The organism is Geodermatophilus sp. SYSU D00758, from assembly GCF_054049955.1.
Genome location: NZ_JBJGYK010000010.1, coordinates 135,526 through 150,761 on the forward strand (window position 1 = coordinate 135,526; position 15,236 = coordinate 150,761).

13 protein-coding genes are annotated in these 15,236 nt (G+C 75.8%); 2 read left to right on the forward strand and 11 right to left on the reverse strand.

Annotation, left to right across the window (positions count from 1 at the left end):
- Positions 1-48: 48 nt before the first annotated feature.
- The gene (uvrA, locus tag ACI8AC_RS09775; RefSeq protein WP_456897559.1) at positions 49-2,940 is read right to left on the reverse strand and encodes an excinuclease ABC subunit UvrA; all 2,892 of its coding nucleotides are present in this window, start codon (positions 2,938-2,940) and stop codon (positions 49-51) included.
- 166 nt (positions 2,941-3,106) lie between these two features.
- Positions 3,107-4,513, reverse strand: coding sequence for an amidase (locus ACI8AC_RS09780; protein WP_456897560.1), 1,407 nt, complete (start codon positions 4,511-4,513; stop codon positions 3,107-3,109).
- Between the two features lie 48 nt (positions 4,514-4,561).
- Here ACI8AC_RS09780 and ACI8AC_RS09785 point away from each other — a divergent pair, with 48 nt between their 5' ends.
- Both ACI8AC_RS09785 and ACI8AC_RS09790 read left to right on the forward strand, forming a co-directional pair.
- Positions 4,562-5,227 (forward strand): MBL fold metallo-hydrolase, encoded by a 666-nt coding sequence (locus tag ACI8AC_RS09785; protein ID WP_456897561.1) that lies wholly within the window; start codon positions 4,562-4,564, stop codon positions 5,225-5,227.
- Between the two features lie 88 nt (positions 5,228-5,315).
- A complete protein-coding gene (locus ACI8AC_RS09790; protein WP_456897562.1) occupies positions 5,316-5,501 on the forward strand; it encodes a hypothetical protein in 186 nt (61 codons plus the stop codon).
- A gap of 112 nt (positions 5,502-5,613) precedes the next feature.
- On the opposite strand, the gene ACI8AC_RS09795 is transcribed toward ACI8AC_RS09790, so the two are convergent.
- From ACI8AC_RS09795 to ACI8AC_RS09835, 9 genes are all read right to left on the reverse strand, one after another.
- On the reverse strand, positions 5,614-6,066 hold the full coding sequence (locus ACI8AC_RS09795; RefSeq protein ID WP_456897563.1) for an ester cyclase: 453 nt from the start codon (positions 6,064-6,066) through the stop codon (positions 5,614-5,616).
- A gap of 96 nt (positions 6,067-6,162) precedes the next feature.
- Entirely contained in the window at positions 6,163-6,924 is a 762-nt protein-coding gene (locus tag ACI8AC_RS09800; RefSeq protein WP_456897564.1) for an SDR family NAD(P)-dependent oxidoreductase, read from the reverse strand.
- Positions 6,925-6,978: 54 nt separating this feature from the next.
- Positions 6,979-7,989 (reverse strand): acetamidase/formamidase family protein, encoded by a 1,011-nt coding sequence (locus ACI8AC_RS09805; RefSeq protein ID WP_456897565.1) that lies wholly within the window; start codon positions 7,987-7,989, stop codon positions 6,979-6,981.
- Between the two features lie 39 nt (positions 7,990-8,028).
- Complete coding sequence (locus tag ACI8AC_RS09810; RefSeq protein ID WP_456897566.1) at positions 8,029-9,243, reverse strand: alpha-hydroxy acid oxidase; 1,215 nt, start codon at positions 9,241-9,243, stop codon at positions 8,029-8,031.
- A gap of 496 nt (positions 9,244-9,739) precedes the next feature.
- Positions 9,740-10,495, reverse strand: coding sequence for a TerD family protein (locus tag ACI8AC_RS09815; RefSeq protein ID WP_456897567.1), 756 nt, complete (start codon positions 10,493-10,495; stop codon positions 9,740-9,742).
- 73 nt (positions 10,496-10,568) lie between these two features.
- A complete protein-coding gene (locus ACI8AC_RS09820; protein WP_456897568.1) occupies positions 10,569-12,590 on the reverse strand; it encodes a S9 family peptidase in 2,022 nt (673 codons plus the stop codon).
- A 111-nt stretch (positions 12,591-12,701) separates the two neighbouring features.
- Positions 12,702-13,697 carry an AIM24 family protein gene (locus ACI8AC_RS09825; protein WP_456897569.1) on the reverse strand — a complete coding sequence of 332 codons (996 nt, stop codon included), beginning with the start codon at positions 13,695-13,697 and terminating at the stop codon, positions 12,702-12,704.
- Positions 13,698-13,708: 11 nt separating this feature from the next.
- Entirely contained in the window at positions 13,709-14,353 is a 645-nt protein-coding gene (locus ACI8AC_RS09830) for an AIM24 family protein (protein ID WP_456897570.1), read from the reverse strand.
- Between the two features lie 2 nt (positions 14,354-14,355).
- Positions 14,356-14,973 (reverse strand): AIM24 family protein, encoded by a 618-nt coding sequence (locus ACI8AC_RS09835; RefSeq protein ID WP_456897571.1) that lies wholly within the window; start codon positions 14,971-14,973, stop codon positions 14,356-14,358.
- Between the last annotated feature and the right edge of the window lie 263 nt (positions 14,974-15,236).

Here is a 15,236-nt window from a genome sequence, read left to right on the forward strand (position 1 = left end):
CGTCCGCCGCCCGCTCCCCCGCTCCGGGGACCCGCGCCGCCGGGCCGGTCAGCTGGCCTTGCGGCGGGCCCGCTTCTTCGGCTCGGCCGCCCGCGCGACGGCCTCCGCGTCGAGGTAGGGCCGCAGGTGCCGGCCGGTGTGGCTCTCGGGCACCCCGGCGATGAACTCCGGCGGCCCCTCGGCCACGACCGTGCCGCCGCGGAAGCCGCCCTCCGGGCCCATGTCGACGATCCAGTCCGCGCTCTTGATGACGTCGAGGTTGTGCTCGATGACCACGACCGAGTTGCCCTTGTCGACCAGGCTCTGGAGGACGAGCAGCAGCTTGCGGATGTCCTCGAAGTGCAGCCCGGTGGTCGGCTCGTCGAGCACGTAGATGCTGCGGCCGTTGGACCGCTTCTGCAGCTCGCTGGCCAGCTTCACCCGCTGCGCCTCGCCACCGGACAGGGTGGTCGCCGGCTGGCCGAGCCGGACGTAGCCCAGCCCGACGTCGGTGAGGGTGCGCAGGTAGCGGGCGATCGCCGGGATGGCGGCGAAGAAGTCGGCGGCCTCCTCGATCGGCATGTCGAGGACCTCGGCCACGGTCTTGCCCTTGTAGTGGACCTCGAGGGTCTCCCGGTTGAACCGGGCGCCCTTGCAGACCTCGCACGGCACGTAGACGTCCGGCAGGAAGTTCATCTCGATCTTCAGCGTGCCGTCGCCGGAGCAGGCCTCGCAGCGCCCGCCCTTGACGTTGAAGGAGAACCGGCCGGGCTGGTACCCGCGGATCTTGGCCTCGGACGTCTGCGCGAACAGCTTGCGGACGTGGTCCCACACGCCGGTGTAGGTGGCCGGGTTCGACCGCGGGGTGCGGCCGATCGGCGACTGGTCGACGTGGACGACCTTGTCCAGGTGCTCCAGCCCGCTGACCGTGCGGTGCCGCCCCGGGACCATCCGCGCCCGGTTCAGCTCGTTGGCCAGCACCGTGTAGAGGATGTCGTTGACCAGGCTGGACTTGCCCGAGCCCGAGACGCCGGTGACGGCGACCAGGCACCCGAGGGGGAAGGTCACGTCGACGCCCTTGAGGTTGTGCTCGCGGGCGCCCTTGACGACCAGCTCGCGGCCCGGCGTCGGCTGCCGGCGCACCTGCGGGACCGCGATCTCCTTGCGGCCGGACAGGTAGGCGCCGGTGAGCGACCGCTCGCTGGCCAGCAGGTCGTCGACGGTGCCGCTCACCACGACCTCGCCACCGTGCTCGCCGGCCCCGGGGCCGATGTCGACCACCCAGTCGGCGGTGCGGATGGTGTCCTCGTCGTGCTCGACGACGATCAGCGTGTTCCCCATGTCGCGCAGCCGCACCAGCGTCTCGATCAGCCGGGTGTTGTCCCGCTGGTGCAGGCCGATCGAGGGCTCGTCGAGCACGTACAGGACGCCGACCAGGCCCGAGCCGATCTGGGTGGCCAGCCGGATCCGCTGGGCCTCGCCGCCGGCGAGGGTGGCCGCGGGGCGGTCGAGGGAGAGGTAGTCCAGGCCGACGTCGACCAGGAAGGACAGCCGGGCCTGGATCTCCCGGAGCACGCGGTCGGCGATGGCCCGCTCCCGCTCCCCGAGCTCGAGGGCGCCCAGCCACTCGGCGGCGTCCCCGATGGAGAGCCCGGTGACCTCGGCGATGGACCGGCCGGCGAGCTTGACGGCGAGGATCTCCGGCTTGAGACGGGTGCCGTGGCAGACGGGGCAGGGCACGTCGCGCATGTAGCCCTCGTACTTGTCCCGCATGTACTCGCTGTCGGTGTCCTCGTGCCGGCGCTCGAGGAAGGGAAGCACGCCCTCGAAGGCGGCGTAGTAGCTGCGCTCGCGGCCGTAGCGGTTCTTGTAGCGGACGTGCACCTGGTCCGGGGAGCCGTGCAGGACGGCCTTCTGCACCTTGGCGGGCAGCCGCTCCCAGGGGTCGTCCATCGAGAAGCCCAGCTGCTGCGACAGGCCGGTGAGCAGCCGCTGGAAGTACTCGTTGCTCATCGACCCGGCCCAGGGGGCGATGGCGCCGTCGGCGAGGCTCTTCCCGGGGTCGGGGACGACGAGCTCCGGGTCGACCTCCTTGCGGGTGCCGATGCCGGTGCACTCCGGGCAGGCGCCGAACGGCGAGTTGAACGAGAACGAGCGCGGCTCGAGGGCCTCGAAGGAGAGCCCGTCGTCGACGCAGGCGAGGTGCTCGGAGAAGGTCCGCTCGCGCTGCGGGTCGCCCTCGGGCAGGTCGACGAAGTCGAGGACGACGAGGCCGCCGGCCAGCCCGAGCGCGGTCTCCACCGAGTCGGTGAGCCGCCGCTTCGCGCTCTCCTTGACGGTGAGCCGGTCGACGATGACCTCGATCGTGTGCTTCTCCTGCTTCTTGAGCTTCGGCGGCTCGGTCAGCGGGTGCACCACCCCGTCGACGCGGACACGGGAGAAGCCCTGGGTCTGCAGGGAGCTGAACAGGTCGACGTACTCGCCCTTGCGGGCCCGGACGACGGGGGCGAGCACCTGGAACCGGGTGCCCTCCTCCATGGCCAGCACCTGGTCGACGATCTGCTGGGGCGTCTGCCGCGAGATCGGCTTGCCGCAGTTGGGGCAGTGCGGCTGACCGGCGCGGGCGTACAGCAGCCGGAGGTAGTCGTAGACCTCGGTGATCGTGCCGACCGTGGACCGCGGGTTGCGGTTGGTGGACTTCTGGTCGATCGACACCGCCGGCGACAGGCCCTCGATGAAGTCGACGTCCGGCTTGTCCATCTGGCCGAGGAACTGGCGCGCGTAGGCCGAGAGCGACTCGACGTAGCGGCGCTGGCCCTCGGCGAAGATCGTGTCGAAGGCGAGGCTCGACTTCCCCGACCCGGACAGCCCGGTGAACACGATCATCGCGTCGCGGGGCAGGTCGAGGTGGACGTCCTTGAGGTTGTGCTCGCGGGCGCCGCGGACGACGAGGCGGTCCATGTGTTCCCTGTCGCTCGGGTGGCCGGCGGGGGCCGGGCCGTGGGGTTGGTGCCGGGTGGTGGTGCGCGTGCCGGGTGGTGCGGGTTCCGGACGGTCGCCATCCGGTTCCGGAGGGTCGCCGTCCGCGGGCGCGGCCCGGCCGCGGCGGCGGTGCCGTGACCGGTGCTCAGACGGGTGCGGGAGCCTGGGGTGCGGTGGGGTCGAAGACCGGAGCGTGCCGGCGCCACGGCAACCGCCGCTCCAGCTCTCCGGCGGTCCAGAGTAGTCGCGTCTCGGCCCCCGGGGGGCCGGCCAGCTGGACCCCGACCGGCAGCCCGTCGGGGCGGGGCCCGGCGGGCAGGACCAGCGCCGGCAGCCCGGCGAGGTTCCACGCCGGGGCCCACGCCGCCCAGCGGGCGTTGGCCGTCACGTTGGGCAGGAAGCCCCGCTCGTGCCAGGGCCGGGCGGGCAGCGGCGGGCCGGCGGCCACCGGGCCGAGCAGCAGGTCGACGTCGTCGAAGAAGGCGGTGAGCCGCCGGCGGAAGCGCTCGGCGTCGGCGGGCCGGACCAGGCCGGCGCCGCGGGCCAGCCGGCCGAGCCGGGCGTGCGTGCGGCTGCGCGGCTGCAGGTCGGTGAGCGGGATGCCGAGGTGGGCGGCCTCGTCGGCGGCCCCGGCCAGCCACCGCGCCACGACGCCGAGGGCCGCCGACGGCGGCACGGGTGGGTTCCGGCGGACGACGGTGTGCCCGGCGGCGGCCAGCTCGGCGGCGACGCGTTCCACCGCCGCCCGGGTGGGGCCGTCGGCGCGCACCCCGGGCACCGGTGAGCGGGTGGACACCGCGATCCGCAGCGGCCGCTCCCAGCCCGGCGGGCGCCCCGGCTGCTCCTCCGCCAGGACGGCGTGCCCCAGGGCGACGTCGCCCACGGTGGTGGCCAGCACCCCGTTCTGCACCATGCCGGACCAGTCGACGGCCAGGGTGGGCACCACGCCCCGGCCCGGCTTGAGCGTGACCAGGCCGCAGGCGGCCGCGGGCAGCCGCAGCGAGCCCAGGCCGTCGTTGCCGACCGCCAGCGGGACGACCCCGGCGGCGACGGCCGCGGCGCTGCCCCCGGAGCTCCCGGCCGGGGCGAGGGCGGTGTCCCAGGGGTTGCGGGTGACCGTGCCCGGGCCGTCGGTGGCCGCGTAGAGGCCCAGCTCGGGCATGCGGGTCATCCCGACGACGACCGCACCCGCGGCGCGGAGCCGGGCCACGACCGGGTGGTCGGCGTCCGCGACCCGCAGCGGGCAGGCCGGCGAGCCGTCGGTGCACGCCTCCCCCGCCACGGGCACGTTGTCCTTGACCGCGACGGGGACCCCGGCCAGCGGCAGCTCCGCCCGCCGCGGGTCGGCGTCCACCTCCGCGGCCTCGGCGAGCGCGGCCTCCCGCCGCACCACCCGGAAGGCGCCGATGCGGGCCTCGACCGCGTCGAGGTGCGCCAGGTGCGCACGCACCACCCCCACCGCGGTGACCTCGCCCGCCCGGACCCGCGCGGCCAGCTCGGTGGCGGGCCAGCCGACGAGCGCAGCGGTGCCGACACCTCCGCTAGCGTCCATGGGAGGACCGTATCCGCGGCCGCCGACGATTTCCGAACGGGAGCAGCGATGAGCGACAGGAGCTACACCGGTGACGTCGAGGTGGGCGGGCCGGCCGACGTGCGGGAGCTTCCCGGCCTGACCATCACCAAGCTCGCGGTCAGCGAGATGGCCAACAACGTCTACCTGCTGCGCGACCCCGGGGCCGGCGACGCGCTGCTCGTCGACGCGGCGGCCGAGCCCGAGGCGCTGCTCCGTCTGGTCGACGGCGCGGGGGTGCGCACGGTCGTCACGACGCACGGGCACTGGGACCACCACCGGGCGCTGCCCGAGGTCGTCGCGGCCACCGGGGCGACCACCGTGGCGCACCCCGCCGACGCCGGGGACCTGCCGGTGCCCGTGCAGCGCCCCGTGGAGCACGGCGACACCGTCACCGTGGGCCGGCAGACGCTCGAGGTGGTGCACCTGCGCGGCCACACGCCCGGCAGCATCGCGCTGGTCTGGCGCGGCGGGGAGGCCGGCACGCACGTGTTCACCGGGGACAGCCTCTTCCCTGGGGGCGTGGGGAACACGCAGGGCGACCCGGCCCGGTTCGCCAGCCTGGTCGACGACGTCGAGGAGCGGCTGTTCGGCGCCCTCCCCGACGACGCCTGGGTCTACCCGGGCCACGGGAAGGACACCACCATCGGCGCCGAGCGCCCCCACCTCGCGGAGTGGCGCGAGCGCGGCTGGTGAGGACCCGGTCCCCGTCGGGGCCTTGGTGGGTGGGGCCGAGGGGCCTTCGCACGTGGAGCGCACGACGGCGTCGCCCGAGCATCCGGTCATGGCGATGACGAAGGACGTCCGCTGCCTGCTCGGAGCCCACCGCTGGGTGCGCCGTCACCCACCCGGCGAGAGGTACGAGGGGCCGGACCGGATGGTCTGCTGGAGGTGCGGCAAGCAGAAGGGTCCCGTGGACGTGCCGCCCGGCTTCTTCTACGGCCAGGGCACGGGCGGCGGCATGACCTGAGCGGCATGGCCCGAGCGGCATGGCCTGGTGCGCCCGGGCCACGGGCAGGACACCGCCGTCGGCGCCGGGCGACCCCTCACGGGGTGGCGCGAGGTGGGGCTGGTGAGCGGGTCTACCCGGTGGGCAGGTGCCCCAGCTGGGTGAGCACCGTCACGTTGTCCCAGGTGATCCACATCTCCGCGATCCGGCCGTCGGCCACGCGGAACACGCCGGCGTAGTCGAAGGCCGCCCGTCGGCCGGACGCCGGGAAGGGCCCCAGCGGGCCGGTCTGGGTGCCCTCGTAGGTCGCCCACACCGCGGCCCGGTCCCCGTCGACCAGGACCTGGTGGAAGGTCTGCACGTTGTCGGGGAAGGCGGCGGCGTCCTGGCGCAGGAACTCCGTGAACTGCTCGCGGGAGGTGACCTGAAGCCGCGGGGTCGCCTGGCAGTGCCGGACGAGGTCGGCGGCGAGGACGTCGTCCAGCGCCCCGAGGTCACGGGCGTTCATCGCCTCCTCCAGCCGCCGGAGCAGCGTCCGGATCTCCTGCGTCCGCTCGGTCGTGCCCGCGGCCGTGCTCGTGGTCATGGTGCGCCTCCCGTCCCTCGGCCGGACGGGGCCTGCCTACCGGGGACGGCGGGACCCAGCCAGGGCCGCAGGTCCCGGCGGGGCGGTCCCCGACCGTCAGAGCTGGATGCCGCGGGTCAGCGCGCCGTCCACGACGAGGTTGGTGCCGCTGGTGAAGCTCGACACCGGGCTGGCGAGGAAGACGACCGCGCGGGCCATCTCCTCCGGCGTGCCCATGTGCCCGGTCGGGTTGAGCCCGAGGGCCATCGCGTACAGCTCGGGGTTCCCGGTCTTGATCTGGTCCCAGACGCCGCCCTCGAAGAAGGTGTTGCCCGGTGAGACGACGTTGGCCCGGACGCCCCTGCCGGCCAGCTGGAACGCCAGGCCGCTGATGTAGCCGACGATCGCGGTCTTCATCGTCCCGTACGGCCCGGAGGCGAAGTCGGCCTCGCGGCCGGAGACGCTGGAGACGGCGGTGATCGAGCCCGTCCCGCTGGCCTCCAGGTGCGGCAGCGCCGCCCGCGCCAGCCGGACGGTGTGCATGAGGTCGACGCGGAAGGACAGCTCCCAGTTCTCGTCGGTGTCCGGGATCGCGAGCGCGCTCACGTTGGCCACGACCGCGTCGATGCCGCCGAGCCGACCCGCCGCGGCCTCGACCCAGGCGGTGAGCGCCGCGCCGTCGCCGACGTCCACGCGCGATCCGGTCGCCCGTCCGCCGCGCTCGGCCACGGCCTTCTCGGTCTCCTCGAGCTCGGCGCCGTCCCGGGCGCAGAACTCGACGACCGCGCCCTCGGCGACGAAGGCCTCGACGACCGCGCGGCCGATGCCGCGGGTCCCGCCCGTGACGAGCACGCGGGCACCGGTGAGCTGCAGGTCCATGGGGTTCCTCTCAGGGGCGGGGCGGTGGGTCGGAGCAGACCGGCGGCGAGGTGGTCAGAGCAGACCGGCGGCGCGGCGCCGCAGGTCGTCGTGCAGCCCGCCGAAGGCGGTGGCCGGCGGCAGCAGGCCCTTGCGGACCTTGACGACGGCGCTGTAGTTCGCGTCGACGACGTTGGCGATCGGCACCTCGACGGTCTGCGAGAGCAGCTGGTAGGCGTCCATCGGGTGCAGCCCGTAGAGCTCGCCGAACCAGCGGACGAGCTCGACCTGGCCGATCCGCCAGGCGTCCTCGAGCGGGCGGCTCGAGCCGACGGTCATCCAGTGGGTGTCGTCCTCCAGCCGCGGCCACGCCGGGGCCGCGGCGGCGCCGGCCTTGACCAGCTCGACGATGAACGTGCTGGTCATCGCGCCCTCGACGGCCGTGCCGCAGGCCTCGCCCTCGCCCTGCCGGTAGTGCCCGTCGCCGACGGAGAACAGCGCGCCCTCGACGAAGACCGGCAGGAAGCAGGTGGTGCCGGGACGCATCTGCGGGGAGTCCATGTTGCCGCCGAACCGCTCGGGCACCAGCGAGCTGCGCACCTCGCCCCCGGGCGGGGCCACGCCCACCGTGCCGAGCATCGGCTCGACCGGCAGCGCGATCTGCAGGTCGGTGTGCCGCGCCGCGAACGTGACCGTGCCGGCGGCGCGGTCGAGCTCGTAGATCCAGGTGGTGTCGGGCAGCGGGTCCTGCAGGGTCGCCGTCCGGTCGGTGCTGGTCAGCCCGCCGAAGAAGGGGATCGCCGCCGACGCGCCGAAGTCGCGGGCCGGTTCCATCGCGACGAAGTGCAGGGCGAGCGTGTCCCCGGGCTCGGCGCCCTCGACCCAGAACGGACCGGTCTGCGGGTTGACGAAGCGCAGGTCGACCTTCTCGCTGCAGAGGTCGGACGTCGACCGGAGCGCCCCGCCGAAGGCGTCGTCGGACCACACCCGCAGCGCGGTGCCCGGTGTCACCCGGCGCAGCGGGGCGACGCCGCCGAAGGTGTACGCGTACTGCTCGGGCGTGGGCACGACCTCGACGACGTCCATGCCGCACCCTACGAACGCCCAGGTCACATCAGCAACGGATCAGCCGCGCAGGCGCACCCGGTCCGGCGTGAGGTCGGCGACGCACGGGACGCCGAGCAGCTGCAGGGTGCGGGTGACCTCCGCGGCCAGGATGTCGGCCACCCGCTGCACGCCGCGCTCGCCGCCGGCCATGAGCCCGTAGAGGTAGGCACGCCCCACCAGGCAGGCCCGCGCGCCCATCGCCACGGCGGCGACCACGTCGGCCCCGTCCAGGATCCCGCCGTCCAGGTACACCTCCGCCCGGTCCCCCACCGCGGCGACGACCGCGGGCAGCTCCTCCAGCGGGGTGGGGGCCCGGTCGAGCTGTCGCCCGCCGTGGTTGGAGACCACGACCGCGTCCGCGCCGGCGTCGACGACGGCCCGGGCGTCGTCCGCCGTCTGCACGCCCTTGACGACCAGCGCCCCGGACCACCGCTCCCGCAGCTCCCGGACGTCGGCGAGCGTGGCGGCCGGTTCGAAGACCCGGTCGGCCAGCTCGGCCGCGGTGCCGCCCCACGAGCGCAGCGAGGCGAACTCGAGCGGCTCGGTGGTGAGCAGGTCGACCCACCAGTGCGGGTGGCGGGCGGCGTTGGCGACGGTCCGGAGGGTGAGGGCCGGCGGGATGGTGAAGCCGTTGCGGACGTCGCGCAGCCGCGGCCCGGCCACCGGGGTGTCGACGGTGAGGACCAGTGCCTCGAAGCCGGCCGCCGCGGCGCGGGCCACCAGGTCCGCGCTGGCCTGCCGGTCCCGCCAGAGGTAGAGCTGGAACCAGCGGCGGGCCCCGGGGACGGCGGCGGCCAGGGCCTCGACCGACGTCGTCCCCATGGTGGACAGGGTGTGCGGGACGCCGACCCGCTCCGCCACCCTCGCCACCGCGACCTCGCCCTCGGTGTGCATCAGGCGGGTGAAGCCGGTCGGCGCGAAGGCCAGCGGCAGCGCCGACGGGCGGCCGAGGACGGTGGTCGACGGGTCGACGACGGAGACGTCGCGCAGCACGCTGGGCCGGAACTCGACCCGCTCGAACGCCTCGCGGGACCGCCGGATGCTGATCTCCCGGCCGGCCGCGCCGTCGGTGTAGTCGAAGACCGCGCGCGGGGCGCGGCGGCGGGCGATCTCGCGCAGGTCGCCGACGGTGACCGCGCGGGCCAGCCGGCGGTCGGTGGCGTCGCCGGTGCGCGGGCGGGTCCGGACCAGCTCCCGCAGCTCGGACCAGCGGGGCGCGCGGCGCTCGACCACTCCGGACCTCCTCGTCTCGGTGTCGCCCCACCCTGCCAGGCACGACGCACCCGCGCGGCGGTTCCGGCGGCGACGAGCCGCAGGCGTCCCGGTCGAGGTCTCCACCGGCGTGCACCCCCCATCGACGACCGGGCCGGTCGCCGGCCCGCGCCCCACCTGCGGCCCGCGCCCCCGGTCCGCCCCGGCGGGCCGCTCCCGCCACCGACGCCCGGCCGGCGGCACCGCCCCGGTGCCGTACGGCGTCGGCACCGCCCTCGGCCGCTGCGCCGGGGTCGCCGACCTCCCCGACGCCTTCGCCCCCACCGGCGAACGCATGGCCCCGGCTACGTCGTCGGGGTCCTCATGGGCGCGACCACCTCGGCCGCCTCGCTGCCGACGACGGCACGGACACCCACGGGGCATGAGAACTGGGGCCCGGCGTTCCCGCGGCAACGCCGACCGGCCGGACCAGGAACCGGCGGGAACGCCTACGGGCCGGGTCCGGTCCCCCCGCCGGTCACTTGCGGCCGGGCGCCCAGTCCATGCCCCAGCCGTACTGGCGGTCGAGCACGTCCTGACCGCCGTGCACGTAGCGCACCTCGCGGTGGACGACGAGCTGCCCGCCCTCGTTGGTGAACTGCGCGACGGCGCAGATCCGCGCGCGGGGGTCGGGCTCGTCGAGACGGACCTCCACCTGGGGGCCGGAGGCCGGGTGCATCGTGACGACCGCGTCGGCCGCGCCCCAGTTCGGCACCCCCTGGTAGATCAGCGCGAAGACCAGGATCCGGCGGATGTGCGCGGTGTGCCGCAGGTCGATGAGGAGGTTCTCCCCGCCCGTGCTCCGGCCGGACCGGTCGTCACCGTCCAGCCAGGCGACCAGCTCACCGTTCGGCAGGGTGTGCTGGCCGCGGAAGGCGTTGCCGAGGGCCTGGATGACGCCCTTGGACCCGTCGGCGTACTCGTACAGGCAGCCCAGGTCGAGGTCGATCGCCCCGCCGGAGGCCGCGGTAGCCAGCCGCTTGAGGAACCCACCGCCCGGCGCTGCGCCCTGCGGACGGGCGTTCCAGTTCAGGTTCACCCGCAGCACGCCCGACGTCCCGGCCGTCTTGGTGAGCGAGACCGACGGCGCGGCCTTGGTCAGCGTCACCTTGCTCAACGACACCCCGGGCGCCGGCGGCCCGGCGGGCTGGGCATCGGCGGGTCGCCCGGGCGGCGCCCCCTGGCCGCCCGGGGGCGGGGTCGGCGGCTTCGGGCGCTTGGTGTAGTCGACCATCGGGCTCCCCTCGGTCGTCCCGGCCGGAGCGGCGGGACGGACGGCGGTCGTCGGAGCCGACCCTAGGCGAGCCTCAGCCCACGTCCGCGGGCACGGTCGGGTACCCCGTCGCCGGGGCACCCGGCAGGCGGGCGGACGGCACGGCCGGCGTCCCGCGGACGTCGTCCACCGGCGGCAGCCACCGCGCCCACCAGCGGAGCAGGTGCTCCAGGCGGGCCAGGCGCTGCCGCGGCGGCGCGGTCCGGGCCAGCTCGTGCCCGGCCCCCGGGAAGAGCACCAGCTCGGTGGGCACGCCCCGGCGACGCAGCGCGGTGTACAGCCGCCACGACTGCTCGGCCGGGCAGCGCAGGTCCTCCTCGCCGTGCACCAGCAGCGTCGGCGTGGTGACCCGGTCGGCCGCGGCGACCGGGCTCTGCGCGGCGAGCGCGGCGGGGTCGCCGCCCAGGTGCTCCTCGACGAACCACCAGCCGATGTCCGAGGACCCGGCGAACCCGGCCGCGTCGGTGAGGGCCTCCTCCACGACCGCGGCGGCGAACCGCTCGGTGCGGGCCAGCAGCAGCGCGGCGAGGGTGCCGCCGTAGCCCCGGCCGTGCACCACCACCCGGTCGGCGTCCAGGGCCGGGTCGGCGAGCGCGGCGTCCAGGAAGGCGAGCACGTCGTCGGCGTCCACCGTGCCCCACCCCCCGCGGACGGCGCGCCCCCAGTCCTGCCCGGCGCCGGAGGAACCGCGCGGGTTGCAGCGCACCACGGCGTACCCGGCCGAGACCCACACCTGGGTGTCCACCGACAGCCGCCAGCCCGTCTGCCGGTGGGGGCCGTCGTGCAGGGCCAGGACGACGGGGTGCGGGCCCGGCCCCGCCGGCACCGCGAGCCACCCGCGCACCGCCGCGCCGTCCGGGGCGCGAGCCGTGGCGGGGCCCAGCCGGTGCACCCGTCCGGTCGCGCCCAGCGCGCGGCCGAACCCGGTGAGCAGCCGGCGCCGGCCGGGCGTGATCGCCACCAGCTCCCCGGCGGACGCGTCGTGCGCCACCGTCACCACCACCACGCCGCCGCCGGCCCCGATGCCGTCCACGGTGAACGGCCCCTCGACGAGGGTCTGCGCGGGCCCGCCGTCCAGGGGTACCCGCAGCAGCTCCACCGCCCCGTGCCGCTCCACCCCGGTGAGCACCGCACCGCCGGCGACGACGGTCGCGGGCGTCCGGTCGCCCCGGTGCGCGCCGGCCGGGTCCAGCAGGGGCTCCAGCGGGCCGCCGCCGGCCGGCACCCGGCACACGGTGGCGCTCCGGCCGGCGACGTCCCGCCCCGTCGGCCCGAGCCCGACCTGCGCCGTCACGGCCAGCGCCGTCCCGTCGGGGAACCAGGCCGGCCGGCGGCAGGCGGCGTGCCCGTCGGTGAGCCGGCGCACCGGCCCGCCGTCGGCCGGCACGGTGTAGACGTCGCGGGCGAGGTCGCGGTCGGCGCGGCCGTGCCGCGCGGACACGAAGGCCAGGAGGGAGCCGTCCGGGCTCCAGGCCACGTCGAGGTCGTCGGCCGCACCGTCGGCCACGCCGTCGGTGAGCCGCCGCGGCTCGGGCAGCGGGGTGTCGTCCCCGGCGCCGTCCGGCGGCAGGTCCACCACGTGGACGGCGCTGCGCCGCCCGGCCAGGAAGCCGACGCCCTCGGCGCGCGCGGTCAGCGTGGTCACCAGGCGGGGGGCGCCGAGCGCCGCGGCGGGCCCGGGCACCCGCGCCACGAAGGCCAGCCGCCGCGAGTCCGGGGCCCACACGGGGGCGCCGGTGCCCAGCGGCAGACCGGTCAGCCGCCGCGCCGCCCCGCCGGAGGTCGGCAGCAGGTGCACCTGGGGCGGCTCCCCGGGGAGGGCGGACAGGAAGGCCACCCACCGCCCGTCCGGCGAGAAGGCCGGGTCGGTGTCGCGTGCCCCGGTGGTCAGCGGCCGCGCCGGCGCGGAGCCGTCGGTCGGGACCGCCCAGAGCTGGCTGCGGAGGGCGTCCGCGGCGAGGTCCAGCCGCTCGACCGCGACCACCGCGATCCGCCCGTCCGGCGAGACGGCCGGAGCCCCCGGCGTGCGCAGCAGGGCGAGGTCGGCCGGGCGCATGGCCGCGACGCTAACCCACCCGGTCGCGCACGCAGCGTCACGACGCCGGGAGCGCTGACGGGAGCGCCCCCCGGGTGCGCGGCTGCGGCGGCCGCACACCCGGGCGGCGCCTCAGTGCTGCTGCTGCTGGGCGCGGGCGATCAGCCGCTGCCCCAGCTGGCCCGCCTGGCTCGTGGTGAGCAGGTCGGTCTGCGACTCGACCAGCCGCAGCACCGCGGGGTCCTCCCGCGCCACCTCGGAGGACTGCAGCAGCACCGTCCCCTGGCCGGTGAAGTCGTACTGCCGCTCCTCCCCCGAGACGCGGCCGAACGCGGCCGAGAGGCCGCCGAGCATGCTGCGGCTCATCCACTCCGCGTCGTGGTGCACCGACGGCGAGGGGCAGTCGGCCCAGCCCAGCAGCGCATCCGGGTCGGCCCGGAACGGCGGCTCCACGAAGATCACCGGCCCGTTCGAGGAGGCGATGAACTTCCCCGTCCCGATGAGGGTCACGAAGCCCGGGACGATCGACTGCTTGAGCTCGAGCTGCGGGGAGAAGGCGCAGAGGTTGTTGGCCTTGATCGTCAGGTTGCCGGCGTCGAGGTCGTAGCTGTTCAGGTCGAACCCGCGGTCGCCGATGAGCACCTTGCCGCGGCCGCTGGCCACCACCCAGTCGTGGACGTAGACCGGGCTGGAGAACCGGGCGGCGACCCACGCCTGCGCCGAGGAGTACTGGGTGACGGCCTCGAACCGGACGTCGCCGTAGTAGGCCAGCATCGCGCCCTTGCTCATGAACCAGTCGCCGGTGAGCTCGATGCAGAACACGTACGGGTTGACGTTGTCGTCCGACGGGAGGGACTGCGCGGACAGCGTGCTCGGGATGCCGCTCGCACCGCCTCCGGGGGCACCGGGCGGCGGGCCGCCGTGCGGGCCGGGTGGGCCGTACCCGGGCTGCGGTTGCCCGTAGCCCGGCTGGCCGTAGCCCGGCTGGCCGTAGCCCGGCTGGCCGTAGCCCGGCTGGCCGTACCCGGGCTGGGGCTGCCCGTAGCCGGGCTGGGGCTGGCCGTACCCGGGCTGGCCGTAGCCGGGCTGCGGGCTGCCGGGGTGCTGGCCGGGCGGGGGGTAGGTCATCGTCGCCGTCCTCAGAACTTCTGCTCGCTGGCCTGCACGTACACCGTGCCGTGGCCGCTGATCCTCAACTGGAAGGCCTCACCGGAGCCGCGCCCCACGACGTCGCGGAACCCCACCTTGGCGGCGAGGTCGACCGAGAGCTGGCCGACGTGGCCCACGTAGGCCTGCGGGTCCACGCCGACCTGCTGGCCGGCCAGGTGCAGCGGGAACGCCCCGCCGTGCGAGAGCAGCGCGACCGAGCCGCGGCCGTGCACGTTGGAGGTGAACAGCCCCTGCCCCGTCATGGCCCCGCTGATGGCCTGCCGGAGCCCGCCGGACCCGAGGAACTGCACGCTGGTCTGCAGGCCGGCGTCGTGCACGAGCAGCCGGTCGGCCTCGCAGACCAGCGGCGCCGCGCCGTCGAGCTCCAGCACGGTGACGTGCAGCCCCTTGTAGCCGTAGAGCACCTCGCCCTGGCCCTCGGTGGCCATCATCGGGTTGGACTCACCGGAGAGCGCGGCGCCGACCATGCCCCCGACCCCGCGGCCCTGGCCGTGCACCGGGCGGAAGGTGACCGTGCCGGAGTAGCCGAGCATGGCCCCGCGGCGGGCGAGCACGGGGGTCTGCGGGCCGACGTGGGCACGCACGACCTTGCTGTTGACGGTCTCGAACGGCACGGTCAGCTCTCCGAGGACTGGACGAGCACCAGGCCGTGCCCGGTGAAGCGGAGGGAGAAGGGCTCGCCGGCGTCCTCGCCGAGCAGCGACTTCCAGGACACGCCGCTGACGAGGTTCATCGACAGCTGGCCGCGCGAGCCGACGTAGGCGTCCGGGTCGACGACGAGGTCCTGGCCGGGGGCGACCTCGAGGGCCATGACCGGCCCCTCGGAGACCAGGGCCACCTGACCGCTGCCGGTCACCGTGGTGGTGGCCAGGCCGTGGCCGCTGGTCATGCCCCGCAGGCCGGCGAACTGGACGTCCAGGCGCAGCCCCTCGGTGTGGGCGAGGATGTGCTCGCTCTCGACGGTGAGGGTGTCGCCGCCCAGGTCGACCACGAGGACGTCCATCGCGTCCTTGGCCAGGTAGGCGCGGCCCTGGCCGGTGACGTCCATGAGGGAGAGGCTCTCGCCGGCCACGGCCCGCTTGAGGGCCGCCCGCATCCCACCGCCCCCGCCCATCCCGGAGTTCTTGAAGTCCAGGTTGCCCTCGTAGGCGACCATCGAGCCGCTGGCGGCTCGGATGCGGTCGCCGTGGAGCTCGGCGCGCAGGACGCGTTTCTCGGCGGATAGCTGGGCCACGAGGTCCTCTCCGGGGTGGGGCGGTGCCGGCGCCGGACGGTAACCGCCCGACCCGGGCCGCGGTAGGCCCCGCGCCGCCGGGCCGCCCCGATCCGGGGACCTGCCGGCACCGGGCGCCGTCCCCGTGGATCAGGTGGGATCGCGGTCGCGGGGGGGGGGGGGGGGGGGGGGGGGGGGGGGGGGCGGGGGGGGGGGCGGGCGCGGGGGGGGGGGGGGTGGGGTCGGGGGGGGGCCTGGCCGGCGCCGTCGCCTTCGTGCTCGTG

What these genes read in the sequence shown, in the direction of transcription:
- uvrA (WP_456897559.1), bottom strand. Translation starts at nt 2,940, where the DNA reads ATGGACCGCCTCGTCGTCCGCGGCGCCCGCGAGCACAACCTCAAGGAC.
- ACI8AC_RS09780 (WP_456897560.1), bottom strand. Translation starts at nt 4,513, where the DNA reads ATGGACGCTAGCGGAGGTGTCGGCACCGCTGCGCTCGTCGGCTGGCCC.
- ACI8AC_RS09785 (WP_456897561.1), top strand. Translation starts at nt 4,562, where the DNA reads ATGAGCGACAGGAGCTACACCGGTGACGTCGAGGTGGGCGGGCCGGCC.
- ACI8AC_RS09790 (WP_456897562.1), top strand. Translation starts at nt 5,316, where the DNA reads ATGGCGATGACGAAGGACGTCCGCTGCCTGCTCGGAGCCCACCGCTGG.
- ACI8AC_RS09795 (WP_456897563.1), bottom strand. Translation starts at nt 6,066, where the DNA reads ATGACCACGAGCACGGCCGCGGGCACGACCGAGCGGACGCAGGAGATC.
- ACI8AC_RS09800 (WP_456897564.1), bottom strand. Translation starts at nt 6,924, where the DNA reads ATGGACCTGCAGCTCACCGGTGCCCGCGTGCTCGTCACGGGCGGGACC.
- ACI8AC_RS09805 (WP_456897565.1), bottom strand. Translation starts at nt 7,989, where the DNA reads ATGGACGTCGTCGAGGTCGTGCCCACGCCCGAGCAGTACGCGTACACC.
- ACI8AC_RS09815 (WP_456897567.1), bottom strand. Translation starts at nt 10,495, where the DNA reads ATGGTCGACTACACCAAGCGCCCGAAGCCGCCGACCCCGCCCCCGGGC.
- ACI8AC_RS09820 (WP_456897568.1), bottom strand. Translation starts at nt 12,590, where the DNA reads ATGCGCCCGGCCGACCTCGCCCTGCTGCGCACGCCGGGGGCTCCGGCC.
- ACI8AC_RS09825 (WP_456897569.1), bottom strand. Translation starts at nt 13,697, where the DNA reads ATGACCTACCCCCCGCCCGGCCAGCACCCCGGCAGCCCGCAGCCCGGC.